Raw genomic sequence first — 13,052 nt, forward strand, 5'->3', positions numbered from 1 at the left:
CGCGGGGAGTTGGTGGTGGGGGGGGGGGGGGGGGGGCGGCGGGGGGGGGGGGCGGGGGGGCGGGGGGGGGGGTGGGGTGGGGGGTGGGGGGGGGGGGGGGGGGGGGGGGGCGGGGGGGGGGGGGGGTGGGGGGGGGGGGGGGGGGGGGGGGGGGGGCGCGGGGCCCCCCCCCCCCCCCCGGCGCCGGGACGTTGGCCGTGTGCGAGATGTCCGCGGGAGGTCCCGGGACCGGAGGGTGATTTCCCTCTCTCCCGGCCGGAACCCCGCGTGGACGCCTCCGCGGGGGTTTATCACGGAGCGGGAAGGGGGGTGCGGACCGTGCGGGCGATCAGCGGGCTCTGGCGCTGGCGGCACAATCCGCTGTGCCGCGCGACCGACCTGGCCGAGGCCTGGCTGGCCCTGGCGGCGCTGCTCCTCGTCCTCCTGGCCTCCCCGGTGATCGGCCGGCTGGTCGGCGGTGCCGCCCAGGACGCCCTGCAGCGGTCCGTCCGCGACCAGCACCACGCCCGCCGTCTGGTGACCGCGACCGTGGTCCGCGAGCTGGCGGGCTCCCCGCTGGACGCCGACCCGGAGACCTCCACCGGGCCGGACCTGCGCAGTCGCGTCCTGGCCGACTGGACCGCGCCGGACGGCACCGCGCGCCGCGGCCCCGTCCTGGCGAGCCTGAAGGACCCCCGGCCGGGCGACCGCTTCCGGATATGGACCGACCCGCGCGGCCGTCCGGCGGCCCGCCCGCTGGACCCCGCGACGGCCACGACGCACGCGGTCCTCGCCGGCGTCGGCGCGGCCCTGGCGACCGCCGGTCTCGTCGAGGGCGGCAGACGGCTGGTCGTGTGGCGCATGGTCCTCCGCCGGTACGCCCGCTGGGACCAGGCCTGGGACAGGACCGGCCCGGACTGGGGCCGGACCGGCGCCGGCAGCTGACGGCCTTCCGGCTCTGGTCAACCCACCACCCGCGCGCACGCTACGGTGGACCGGCCGAACCGATCGGCGACAACCCGCGCGTGAGGGAACCTCAGGGACGCGCCGGTGCCAGGACCGCGAGCGCGAGGGCCCCAGGGCCCGAGCGCCCGGCGGGCCGGGGACCGGACCCGGCGCCCCGAAGGCGAACGAGCCATCAGTACGACGAGGTGGGGGCACAGCTACGCCATGGCACAGGGCACGGTCCAGGTGACGCACACCGGCACGTCGCGGTGGCGGCGCCGCACGGGTGAGTACGCATCGCTCGCCGCCGCCCTGGAGGCCGCGGCCGACGGGGACGTCCTCACCGTGGCTCCCGGCACCTACCGGGAGAACCTCGTCGTGGCGCGGGCGGTGACCCTGCGCGGTCCCGAGGGCGCCCCGGGCTCGGTGCGGATCGCGCCGCCGGACGGGGTGCCGCTGACCGTGCGCGCCTCGGCGGTGGTGCAGGACCTGCACGTGGAGGGGCAGGACGCGGCCGCTCCGGCGGTGCTCGTCGAGGACGGCACGCCGGAGCTGACGGACGTGCGGGTCGTCACCCGCTCCGCGGTCGGCATCGAGGTGCGCGGCGGCGCCCGCCCGACGGTCCGCCGCTGCACCGTCGACAACCCGGCGGGCATCGGCATCGCCGTCCTGGACGGCGGGGGCGGGGTGTTCGAGGAGTGCGAGGTCGTGGCGGCCGGCCAGGCCGGGGTCGCGGTGCGCGGCGGTGCCCACCCGCGGCTGGACCGCTGCCGCGTGCACCACGCCTCCGGCTCGGGCCTGTCGGCGACCGGGGAGAACTCCGCGCTGGAGGCGGTGGGCTGCGAGGTCTACGAGGTGCGGGGCAGCGGCGTCCAGGTGACCGGCCGGGCCACCGCGCACCTCACCGACTGCGACGTGCACCGCACCACGGCCGACGGGGTCACGCTCGACACCGACGCCGTGCTGACGCTCGCCGACTGCCGCATCCACGACATCCCGGAGAACGCGATCGACCTGCGCTCCCGCTCGGTGCTCACGCTGACCCGCACCACCGTGCGGCAGTTCGGGCGCAACGGGCTGTCGGTGTGGGACCCGGGCACGCGCGTGGACGCCAACCAGTGCGAGATCTTCGACAGCACGGGCGACTATCCGGCGGTGTGGGTCAGCGACGGCGCCACGGCGGTGCTCGACTCCTGCCGGGTGCACGACGTGCCGGACGCCCTGTTCGTCCTCGACCGCGGCTCGCGCGCGGACGTCGTCGACAGCGACCTGTCCCAGGTGCGCAACACGGCGGTGTCGGTGAGCGACGGGGCGACCGCGCAGCTGGACGACTGCCGGATCCGGGACGCGGCGACGGGCGCCTGGTTCCGCGACCACGGCAGCGGCGGCACCCTCAACAACTGCACGGTCGACGGTACCCAGACCGGCGTGATCGTCACCAAGGGCGCCGACCCCACCGTCGAGCGCTGCACGATCGAGTCCCCCGCGGAGGCCGGCGTCTACGTGTCGGCGGGGGGCCGCGGCAGCTTCCTGCACTGCCGGGTGACGGGCAGCGGCGGCTACGGCTTCCACGTCATCGACGGCAGCCGTACGACGCTGCGGAGGTGCCGGACCGAGCGGTGCGCGCGCGGCGGGTACGAGTTCGCGGACGGCGGCGCGGACGCGGCGTCCGAGGCGGGTCCCGTCGTCGAGGACTGCAGCAGCGACGAGAGCGGGGGCGTACGGCCCCCGGCGGCGCGGGAGCCTGCCGTGCAGGCCGCCGGCCACTCCCCCGGGCTGCTGGGCGCGGTCCCCGGGCAGCGCGCCGAGCAGGCGCCGCCCGCCCCGGTCGCCCCGCCCGCCGAGCCGGAGCAGCCGGCCCGTACCGCGAAGGACGTGCTCGGCGCACTCGACGCCCTGGTGGGCCTGGAGAGCGTCAAGCGCGAGGTGCGCGCCCTCACCGACATGATCGAGGTGGGCCGCCGCCGGCAGCAGGCGGGCCTGAAGGCGGCGTCGGTCAAGCGGCACCTGGTCTTCACGGGGTCCCCCGGCACCGGCAAGACGACGGTCGCCCGCCTGTACGGCGAGATCCTCGCCTCCCTCGGTGTGCTGGAGAAGGGCCATCTCGTGGAGGTGTCCCGGGTCGACCTGGTCGGCGAGCACATCGGCTCCACGGCGATCCGCACCCAGGAGGCCTTCGAGAAGGCGCGCGGCGGCGTGCTGTTCATCGACGAGGCGTACGCGCTGTCCCCCGAGGACGCGGGCCGCGACTTCGGCAAGGAGGCCATCGACACGCTGGTGAAGCTGATGGAGGACCACCGGGACGCGGTGGTGGTGATCGTGGCGGGCTACACGGCCGAGATGGAGCGGTTCCTGTCGGTCAACCCCGGGGTCGCCTCCCGTTTCTCACGGACCATCACCTTCGGCGACTACGGACCCGAGGAGCTGCTGCGGATCGTGGAGCAGCAGGCCGAGGAGCACGAGTACCGGCTGGCGCCGGGCGCGGCGGAGGCGCTGCTGAAGTACTTCACGGCGATCCCCAAGGGCCCGGCGTTCGGCAACGGCCGTACCGCGCGGCAGACGTTCGAGGCGATGGTGGAGCGGCACGCGAGCCGGGTCGCCCAGCTGGACGACCCGACCACCGACGATCTGACCCTCCTCTACGCCGACGACCTGCCCGAGCTGCCCTGAGGCGGCGGCCCGCCGTCCTGGTCCTCGCCGTCCGAAGGCCCGTCCGCCGGGCCGCAGTCCGGCCGCCGGGGGTGGCGCGGCGCCGGGACGCCCGGCCGCAGCCGGGCCAGCAGCCGCCGGCGCTCCTCGGCGAACGCCGGGTCCGCCTGGTAGTCGGAGTGGCCGAGGATCGGCGCGGGCAGCGGGTGCAGTTCGGTGCGGCCGTAGGCCAGCGGGTCCTTCAGGGGCTCGCGGTCCACCTCGGGGCCGCAGTCGCCGGGCAGCCGCACCGGGCCGCCGATGGGGTCGGTGAGCCGGTACAGGTTGCGCCAGCAGTCGACGTCGTGGTGCAGCGACAGGAGCGCGGCGGGCCCGAAGTGGGCCGGGAACCAGCGGCCGTACAGCCGCTCCAGCGGGGAGCCGTACGTCAGCAGCGCGACCCGCCTGCGGGCGGACGGCTGGAGCTGCCAGGCCGCCGCGGCCGCGAGCACGCTGCCCTGGGAGTGCCCGGAGATCACCAGCCGCCCGCCGGTGACGCGTGTCCAGGTCGCCATCCGCCAGGTCAGGTCGGGGACCGCGCGCTCGGCGTAGCAGGGCGGCGCGAAGGGGTGGGCGGCGCGCGGCCAGAAGGTGCCGACGTCCCACAGGATGCCGATGGTGCGGCGCGCGGAGGCGTCCTTGTAGGCGCGCCGGCCCCAGGTGACGAACAGGATGAAGCCGAAGCCGATCAGCCAGGAGCCGAGGGCCTCGGCGGTCTCGGCGGCGCCGTGCAGGATGCCGTAGGTGCCGTGCGCGGCCTCGCCGGGCGTCTCCTCGGTGACGAGGGCGCCCACGAGCGCGCCGGCGCCGAGCAGCAGGGTCGCGGCGGAGGTGACGCCCAGCAGGAGGGGCGCACGGTCGGTGAGCGCGGCCATCGCGCGCGCGGACGCGATCCGGCGGGTGCGTCCGGGGTCCCCGGCCTCGTCCGGGTAGTCGCGCTCCACGGCGGCGCGCTCGGCACGGGCCAGCCGCCAGCCGCGCCGGCCCAGCACCCCGACGAGGACGAGCAGGACGACCAGCAGCGGCGGGATCACCGACGCCTGCCAGGTCAGCAGGACCGGCGGTCCGGCCAGGTGGGACCCGGTGCCGTCCAGCCAGTCGGACACCCGCTGGGCCACGCCCCCGGACATCACGCCGCCCAGCGCGCAGGCCAGCAGGGCGACCGCGGGCCCGCCGAGCCCGCGCAGCGCGGCGCGCGGGTCGGGGTGCGCGCGGTGCAGGACGCGGGCGACCACCGCGAGGACGACGACGATGAGTCCCTGCACCAGGGTCAGCGCGCCGAAGGCCGCGTCGCCCGGCAGCCGGCCGGCCGACTCCCAGCCGGGGCGTTCCCACCCGGCGTACACGAGGGTGAGCGCGAGCAGGGCGAGGGCGGCGAGCGGGAGCCGTCGTACGAGGTGCGCGTCGAGGTCGCGGTCGAGGCGCTTCTCGGTGCGGCCCCGGCGGCAGACCACCCACACCACGGCGGCCGCTCCGGCGACCAGGGCCGCCGCCAGGAGCAGGCCCAGGGTCTCCAGCAGTGCCGGGCCGCCGGGTTCGCGGTCGTGGCGGACGGCGGCGGTGCCGGCCGCGGCAGCGATCGTCAGCAGGCCCGCGGCGGTGTGCGCGGCGCGCAGCCGGGCCACCAGGCGGCGCCCGTACCAGAAGCCGGGGCGGCCCAGGGCGGTGCCCGCGCCGTCCTCGTCGGCCTCGGGCGCGCGGGCGATCGGCTGCTGGGACTCGTACGCCCGCCAGGTGCGCAGCGACAGGTACCAGAGCAGGCCGGTCAACGCGGCCGGGACCAGGGCCGCGAGGGCGAGCCGGCGGCCGGGACGGCTCCACCAGCCGCCGTGGGAGACGGTGGGTGAGAGGAAGCCCAGCCAGGAGTTCCGCTCGGAGCACGCGCGGGTGCCCGCGCACTGCCACGCCGCGAGGTCGAGGGCGACCTCGCAGACCGCCGCGACGAGCAGCACCGTCAGGGTCAGCCCGGCGAGCCGCACCAGCAGCCCGTACAGACGGACCGTCCTCCTGCGGCCCCGGGCGGCGGGGCGCATCCAGTGGGCGAGGTTGACGACCATGAACGGCAGTAACAGCAGCCACAGGGCGCGCGTGCCGTTGCCGGAGGTCAGGTTGCACCACACGTAGGCCTCGGGCACCGGGCCGTCGCGGCGGCGGCCGTCGTCGGGCCGGTTCTCGGCGTCGACGTCGTCGGCGCGGCGGTAGACGGCCGCGATGCCGTCACCGGTGATCCGCTCGGTGCGCGGATCGTTCAGCATGTCCTGCGGTGTGGTGCCGCCGACTCCGTGGACCAGGAGTTCCAGGGCGGCTCCGGTGTCGTCGGCGGGGCGGTCGGATCCGCCGGCCGAGGCACGTTCCTGCGCACGTTCCACTGTTCGCACTTCCCCCGTGACGCGCCGTTCCGCTGTGTCTGCGCGGGCTCAGGATCTCCGCCGGGAGGGCGGCGCACACCTCCCGTCACGGAATCTCCCCGATCCGGGTGACGGACGGGTAACAAAGGAGACACGAGTGACATGCGCGCGTCCAGCGGGCGGTGGCGCGACCCGGGACACGGCGTGCGAGGATGAGGCGTCCGCGCACCGGGGGGCGGGGAAAATGTCCTTGTCGGAGCTGTTGCGCGGGCGTTGTCGGACGGCAGTGAGGCGAAAGGACCGGAGCGTACGTGAGCGAGAATCAGAACCTCCTCGCGGAGCAGCGGCGCGCCCTGATCCTCGACGAGGTCCGCCGCCGGGGCGGGGTCAGGGTCAACGAGCTGACCCGCAAGCTCGGCGTGTCGGACATGACGGTCCGCCGCGACCTGGACGCGCTGGCCCGGCAGGGCGTGCTGGAGAAGGTGCACGGCGGCGCGGTCCCGGTCGTCGAGGCGAGCACCCACGAGCCCGGTTTCGAGGCCAAGTCCGGTCTGGAGCTCAGCGCCAAGGAGGACATCGCGCGGGCCGCGGCGGGGCTGGTCGCGCCGGGCGCGGCCATCGCGCTGTCCGGCGGCACGACGACGTACGCGCTGGCGCACCGGCTGCTGGACGTGCCGGACCTGACGGTGGTCACCAACTCGGTGCGGGTCGCCGACGTCTTCCACGCGGCGCAGCGCACCTCGGGCCCCCGGCAGGGCGCGGCCACCGTGGTGCTGACCGGCGGGGTGCGCACCCCGTCCGACTCGCTGGTGGGGCCGGTGGCCGACCAGGCGATCGCGGCGCTCCACTTCGACCTGCTCTTCCTCGGCGTGCACGGGATATCGCCGGAGGCCGGCCTGTCGACGCCGAACCTGGCGGAGGCGGAGACCAACCGGCGGCTGGTGCAGTCGGCCCGGCGGGTGGTGGTGGTCGCCGACCACACCAAGTGGGGTGTGGTGGGCCTGAGTTCGTTCGCGAAGCTGGACCAGGTCGACACCCTGGTGACCGACGCCGGCCTGGAGCCCGGGGCGCGCGCGGAGATCGCGGAGCACCTGCGGGTGATCGTGGCGGGCGAGCCGGACGACGGGGAGTGACGGCAGGCGGGTGACCCGTCCCGGCGTCCCCCGCGCGGCGTGGCCCGCCTCTACATCCCCGGCACGGTGTGCCCCGCCCCGGTTCCTCCCGCGCGGCGTGCGCGGCCGCGGTGGTGCCGGCGGCCGGCGCCGCGGGCGTCAGTCCGGCCAGACGCCCGTCCGCAGCAGGGACTCGATCGCGGCCGTGTACGGCGCGATGTCCAGGCCCTGGTCCGCCAGCCAGGCGTCCGAGTAGTACCGGTCCAGGTAGCGGTCCCCGGGATCGCACAGCAGCGTCACCACGCTGCCCTGCCGTCCCTCGGCCACCATCTCGGCGACGATCTTCAGCGCGCTCCACAGCCCGGTGCCGGTCGAGCCGCCCGCCTTGCGTCCGACGGCCCGCTCCAGCGCCCGCACGGCGGCGACGCTGGCCGCGTCGGGCACCTTCATCATCCGGTCGACGGCGCCGGGGACGAAGCTCGGCTCCATCCGAGGGCGGCCGATGCCCTCGATGCGCGAGCCGCAGTCGCACGTGACGTCCGGATCGCCGGTGGTCCAGCCCTCGAAGAAGCACGAGTTCTCCGGATCGGCGACGCAGATGCGGGTGTCGGCCTGCACGTAGTGGACGTAGCGGGCGAGGGTCGCGGAGGTGCCGCCGGTGCCGGCCGTGGCCACGATCCACGCGGGCTCGGGAAACCGCTCCAGCATCAGCTGGCGGAAGATGGATTCGGCGATGTTGTTGTTCCCGCGCCAGTCCGTGGCGCGCTCGGCGTAGGTGAACTGGTCCATGTAGTGGCCGCCGGTCTGGGCCGCGAGGCGGGCGGACTCCTCGTACATCGTGCGCGGATCGTCCACGAAGTGGCACTGCCCGCCGTGGAACTCGATGAGGCGGATCTTCTCGGCGCTCGTCGTGCGCGGCATGACGGCGATGAAGGGCACACCGATCAGCTTCGCGAAGTACGCCTCGGAGACGGCCGTGGAGCCGCTGGAGGCCTCGATCACCGGGCGGTCCGGCCGGATCCAGCCATTGCACAGGCCGTAGAGGAAGAGGGAGCGGGCGAGCCGGTGCTTGAGGCTGCCGGTCGGGTGGGTGGACTCGTCCTTGAGGTAGAGGTCGATGCCCCACCGCTCGGGCAGCGGGAAGCGGAGCAGGTGCGTGTCGGCCGAGCGGTTGGCGTCGGCCTGGACCCTGCGGACGGCCTCTTTGAGCCAGGCGCGATAGGTGGTGTCGGTGCGGTCGACGTCGAGCGTCGCACCGGTCCGGGTCTGCTGGGGGGTGGTCACGACGGAGCTCCTTACGCTGCGCGCCGACGGCGCGTCGCGCGGCCGACGCTCCGATCATAGACACCTTCCACACGCTTCTCACCTGCATAAACGCATCTTTGAGCCCCCCAAAGCGCCCCCTGGTGCAAGGTGCGGTGCACGGGGCGCGCGGTCCCGGGGGCGCACTCGCCCGCGTGCTCCGGGCGCCCCTGGACGGGCCGCCGCCCGGGGTGGTGCCGGGCGACGGGGAGGGGCAGACTGCACCGGGCGGGACCGAGGTCCCGGCCGGGGCACACTGGTTCACGTACCGAGCCGGCCCGCGGAGAGTCCGGTCCGGCACAGCGACGCGCAAGGGGGCGGGTGACATGGCGGAGCCGGAGTTCACGGCCAGGGGTGTGCGGATCGGGAAGCGGCTGCGTTCGCTCACCCGGGCCGGACAGGTCCGGATCAGCGACGGCAGGCTGGAGCTGCTCACCAGCTACGGCAGCGAGATCGACAGCGCGCCGGTGCAGGCGGTGCGGGCGTCCAAGCCCTGGTTCGCGCCCGACGACACGGCCCTGGCGGACCTCAACGGCAACCGGTACCTGATCACCCTCGGCGACCACGACCCGGCGCCGGGCGAGCCGGGGCCGCCCGCGGCGCGCCGTTTCATCGAGGCCGTGCGCAAGGCGGCGGGGCACGGCGGCTGAGATGACCGCGAGTTGCGCACCCCCACCCCTTGCGTCACGCTGGTCTCACGTCACTCTGGGTTTACCGGCGATAACGCTGCGAACCAGCCCGCCGGCCACGACAGCAGGCGGCAGCGTCACGCAGGCGCCCTGCTGGTTCCGTACTCCGTGTTCTTCCGGACCTCACGTCGGGGAGTCGCAGCCGTGATCAGTCACCCAAGCAGGCACTGCACGGTGGAGCTCCAAGCCCTGCCGTCGCGGATCGGCCAGGTCCGCAGAATCGTATCTGCGCAGTTGCGCTACTGGCATCTCGATTCCCTGATCGACCGGGCGTCGCTCGGCGTGACGGAGCTGTTGTCCAACGTCCACCGGCACGCCCAGCCCGACAAGACGTGCACCGTCGAGATAGAGCTGCTGCTCGACCGGCTCACGGTCTCGGTGCGCGACCATGACCCGCGTCTGCCGGTCGTGGCGGACGTGGACGCCATCGCCCCGCTCTCGACCTGCGGGCGCGGGCTGGCGATGGTGGCCGCGGTGAGCGAGAGCTGGGGCGTGCGGCCGGACGGCGAGTCCGGCAAGGTCGTGTGGTTCACCCTGCCCACGCCCTCCGCGGCGCTCACGGCGCCGGCGCACCGGCCGCTGCGCGCGGCGCCGGAGAAGCCCGCGCGCCGGTTCGCGGAGGTCGCGCCGGCCGCGGACGTCCTGCGGCCGGAACATGCTCCCGCCCGGTCCGCCGTTGCCGGCTGACCGGGCGGTGACCCTCTCCCCGGCGGCGCTCCGCCGGGCGCGGCCCCTCGGGGCCGGGCCGTCGGGCGCGGCACCGGAACGGCGGCCGTGGTGGCGCCCCGCGTGACGGCACCGGGCGGGCGACCGGCGTGTTCGAAGACGCCGGGCCGACGGCCGATCCGCGCAAGGGTGTTGATCCGGCGGCCCGCTGTCCGCGAGGGGGCGGGCCAACGGCTCACCGTGCGCCAAGGGCCGCACCGGCAGCCCGCCAGGCGCCGGACCGCCGTGCGCCAAGGACCGGACCGACGGCCCGCCATACGCGAGGAGTCAGATCCGGCTGCCCGCCGTGCGCCAAGGGCCGCACTGGCAGTCCATCATGCACGGGGAGCCGGACCGGCGGACCTCCGTGTGCGAGGGCCGGACCGACAACCCGTCATGCACGGGAAGGCAGATCCGGCGGACCTCCGTGCGCCAAGGGCCGCACCGGCAGCCCGCCATGCACGGGGAATCGGACCGGCAGACCGCCGCGCGCGGGGGCCGACCGACAACCCGCCATGCGCCAGGTGCCGGGCCGGCGGCCCGCTGTCCGCGAAGGGCCCGACCAACGGCTCACCGGGCGCCAAGGGCCGGACCGGCGACAGCCCGCCGTGCGCGAAAGCGCCCGACCAACGGCCGCTCCGCGCAAGGGTGTTGATCCGACGGCTGCCTTGCCCCAGGGCACGCGGCCAGTGACGCTGCCCTGATGTCCGGGCCGACCTCCGGGGGTTCCGAGGCGCGGTGCGCCAAGAGCGCCCCGTCGGAACTTCTCCGCCGCGCCCGTCCGGACACCCTCGCCCCCTGCCGCCGCGCCCGGACTCCTCGTCGAGCACGGACAGCCGGCGCCGGTGCTCGTCCTCGTCGATCCCGCCGGAGGTGAAGCGGTGGCCGGGCCGGGCGGCGTCGACCGCGCCCCGCCGGAGGCCGCGGCGCCCGCGGCCAGCGCGCGGATCACCGGGAAAGCGGGATCCACGGGCCGGGCCCGCCGTCGCCGAAGTGCGCCGGGGTCTGCACGTCCGTTCGACTCCTCGGTGCGGTGTCCGCGGTGATCCGCCTTCGAGCGTGACCAGGCGAGGGGTCCGCGGACGTCGTCCCGCCGGCGGCCGTGCGCGTACCGCCCGAGGAGTACGCAGGAGCCTCCCCCTTCTGTAACTACTAGTATGTACACTGCCCGTATGAGCACCTCCGAGCGACTCATCGAGTCCACCCGTGCGCTGCTCTGGGAGCGCGGCTACGTGGGGACCAGTCCCAAGGCGATCCTGGAGCGGGCGGGCGCGGGGCAGGGCAGCATGTACCACCACTTCAAGGGCAAGCCGGACCTCGCCCTGGCCGCGATCCGGCGCACCGCCGAGGAGATGCGGGCCGCCGCCGAGACCGTGCTCGGCGGTCCGGGCACACCGTACGAGCGCATCGAGGCGTACCTGCGGCGCGAGCGGGACGTGCTGCGCGGGTGCCCGGTCGGGCGGCTGACCATGGACCCGGACGTGATCGCGGACGACGCGCTGCGCGCCCCGGTCGACGAGACGCTGGCCTGGCTGCGCGGGCGGCTCGCCGGGATCGTCGACGAGGGCCGGGAGCAGGGCCAGTTCGCACCGGACCTGGACGGCGAGGAGATCGCGGCCGCCGTCGTGGCGACCGTCCAGGGCGGCTACGTGCTCGCGCGCGCGTCCGGCTCCCCCGCCGCCTTCGAGGCGGGCGTGCGCGGACTGCTGGCGCTGCTCGCACCGGCCGGCCCCCGTACCGCGTAACCCATCCGTGCGATCCACCCGAGGAGGCCGTGCGTGCACGCCATGCAGTACGAGATCACCCTGCCCGCCGACTACGACATGACCGTCGTCCGTGACCGCGTCGCCCGGATCGGGCACCTGCTCGACGACTGGGACGGGCTCGGACTCAAGGCCTATCTGATGCGCGAGCGCGGCGCGCAGGGCTCACCGGTCAACCAGTACGCCCCGTTCTACCTCTGGAACACGACCGAGGGCATGAACGCGTTCCTGTGGGGCGCCGGTTTCCAGCGGCTCGGCGAGGACTTCGGGCGGCCGCGGGCGCGGCAGTGGACGGGCCTGGCGTACGAGGAGGGCGGTGCCGCCGGGTCCGGGGCGCGGTTCGCCGTACGGCGGCGGCGCCCGGTGCCGGAGGGTGTGCCGCCGGCCGAGGCGGCTCAGGACGCGGTGCGGGAGACCGGGCGGCTGGCGGCCGGGGACGGGGCGGTGCTGGCGGCGGCCGCCGTGGACACGAGCCGCTGGGAGGTCGTGCACTTCTCCCTGTGGGAGCACGACGCGCCCGAGGCGGAGGGCGAGGTGTTCCAGGTGCTGCGTCTGTCGGCGCCGGGACGGGACCGGCTGCCCCGGGGCCGTCAGTGGTGAGCGCGGTCCGCACCGTGCTCGGGGACGTGCCCCCGGAGCGGCTGGGGGTGTGCGACGCCCACGACCACCTGTTCTTCGGCAGTCCCCTGCTGCCCGGCCAGGAGCTGCGGGACGTGTCCGCGGCACGGGCGGAGCTGGCCGCCTTCCGGGCGCAGGGCGGCGGGACCGTGGTGCAGTGGACGCCGTACGGTCTGGGGCGGCGGGCCGCCGACCTGCCGCCGCTGTCCCGGGAGACCGGCGTGCACGTGGTGGCCGCGACCGGTCTGCACCAGGCCGGGCACTACGACGAGGCGACGCTCGGCGCCCTGCGCGGCCGGCTCGCCGGCGTCTTCGTCTCCGAACTGACCGACGGCATCGGGGCGTCGGGGGTGCGCGCGGGCCTCGTCAAGGTCGCCGGCGGGTTCCACGCCCTCGACGCGCACGCCCGCTGGACGATGGAGGCGGCGGCCGAGGCGCACCACGCCACGGACGCGCCGATCGCCGTCCACCTGGAGCTGGGGACCGGCGCGCTGGACGTGGTGGACCTGCTGTGCGGCCGGCTGGGGGTGCCGCCGCACCGGGTGGTGCTCGGGCACCTCAACCGCTCCCCGGACTCCGTGGTGCACCGGCTGGCCGCCGAGGCCGGCTGCTACCTGGCCTTCGACGGGCCGTCCCGCGCCAACCACGCCACCGACTGGCGGATGCCGGACGCCGTACGGGCGCTGGCCGACGCCGGTTTCGGGGACCGGCTGCTGCTGGGCGGGGACACCACGACGGCCGCGGCCCGGTCGGTGACCGGCGGCCCGGGGATGCCGTACCTGCTGCGCCGGGTGCGGCCCCGGCTCGCCCTCGCGGTGGGCGAGGAGCTGGTGCGGCGGATCCTGGTGGACAATCCCGGGCGGGCCTTCGCGGCGGAGTGGCGCTGACGGGCGGCCCCGGCGC

Annotated in this window: 10 protein-coding genes; 8 read left to right on the forward strand and 2 right to left on the reverse strand. The window is 75.7% G+C overall.

Annotated features, from left to right (window positions below; genetic code table 11):
- Positions 1-318: 318 nt before the first annotated feature.
- Positions 319-924 (forward strand): hypothetical protein, encoded by a 606-nt coding sequence (locus tag ACIF8T_RS11110; protein ID WP_400033505.1) that lies wholly within the window; start codon positions 319-321, stop codon positions 922-924.
- A gap of 225 nt (positions 925-1,149) precedes the next feature.
- The gene (locus ACIF8T_RS11115) at positions 1,150-3,594 is read left to right on the forward strand and encodes a right-handed parallel beta-helix repeat-containing protein (protein WP_400033507.1); all 2,445 of its coding nucleotides are present in this window, start codon (positions 1,150-1,152) and stop codon (positions 3,592-3,594) included.
- Here ACIF8T_RS11115 and ACIF8T_RS11120 read toward each other — a convergent pair.
- Positions 3,564-5,981 (reverse strand): hypothetical protein, encoded by a 2,418-nt coding sequence (locus ACIF8T_RS11120; protein WP_400033509.1) that lies wholly within the window; start codon positions 5,979-5,981, stop codon positions 3,564-3,566. The genes ACIF8T_RS11115 and ACIF8T_RS11120 overlap by 31 nt on opposite strands.
- A gap of 290 nt (positions 5,982-6,271) precedes the next feature.
- Between ACIF8T_RS11120 and ACIF8T_RS11125 the strand changes: the two genes are divergently transcribed.
- The gene (locus ACIF8T_RS11125) at positions 6,272-7,093 is read left to right on the forward strand and encodes a DeoR/GlpR family DNA-binding transcription regulator (RefSeq protein ID WP_400033511.1); all 822 of its coding nucleotides are present in this window, start codon (positions 6,272-6,274) and stop codon (positions 7,091-7,093) included.
- 138 nt (positions 7,094-7,231) lie between these two features.
- On the opposite strand, the gene ACIF8T_RS11130 is transcribed toward ACIF8T_RS11125, so the two are convergent.
- Positions 7,232-8,356: a PLP-dependent cysteine synthase family protein gene (locus ACIF8T_RS11130; RefSeq protein WP_400033513.1), complete on the reverse strand. Its 1,125-nt coding sequence runs from the start codon at positions 8,354-8,356 to the stop codon at positions 7,232-7,234.
- A gap of 344 nt (positions 8,357-8,700) precedes the next feature.
- On the opposite strand from ACIF8T_RS11130, the gene ACIF8T_RS11135 reads away from it, so the two are divergent.
- From ACIF8T_RS11135 to ACIF8T_RS11155, 5 genes are all read left to right on the forward strand, one after another.
- Complete coding sequence (locus tag ACIF8T_RS11135) at positions 8,701-9,024, forward strand: hypothetical protein (RefSeq protein WP_400033515.1); 324 nt, start codon at positions 8,701-8,703, stop codon at positions 9,022-9,024.
- A gap of 183 nt (positions 9,025-9,207) precedes the next feature.
- On the forward strand, positions 9,208-9,750 hold the full coding sequence (locus ACIF8T_RS11140; protein ID WP_400033517.1) for an ATP-binding protein: 543 nt from the start codon (positions 9,208-9,210) through the stop codon (positions 9,748-9,750).
- A 1,190-nt stretch (positions 9,751-10,940) separates the two neighbouring features.
- A complete protein-coding gene (locus ACIF8T_RS11145) occupies positions 10,941-11,513 on the forward strand; it encodes a TetR/AcrR family transcriptional regulator (protein WP_400033519.1) in 573 nt (190 codons plus the stop codon).
- A gap of 33 nt (positions 11,514-11,546) precedes the next feature.
- Positions 11,547-12,131 (forward strand): DUF4865 family protein, encoded by a 585-nt coding sequence (locus ACIF8T_RS11150; protein WP_400033521.1) that lies wholly within the window; start codon positions 11,547-11,549, stop codon positions 12,129-12,131.
- Positions 12,128-13,036: a phosphotriesterase gene (locus ACIF8T_RS11155; RefSeq protein ID WP_400033925.1), complete on the forward strand. Its 909-nt coding sequence runs from the start codon at positions 12,128-12,130 to the stop codon at positions 13,034-13,036. The genes ACIF8T_RS11150 and ACIF8T_RS11155 overlap by 4 nt, the downstream gene beginning before the upstream one ends.
- Positions 13,037-13,052: the final 16 nt, after the last annotated feature.

Origin of the sequence: Streptomyces sp. NPDC085946, from assembly GCF_044540485.1 — a bacterium.
Classification (GTDB): Bacteria; Actinomycetota; Actinomycetes; order Streptomycetales; family Streptomycetaceae; genus Streptomyces.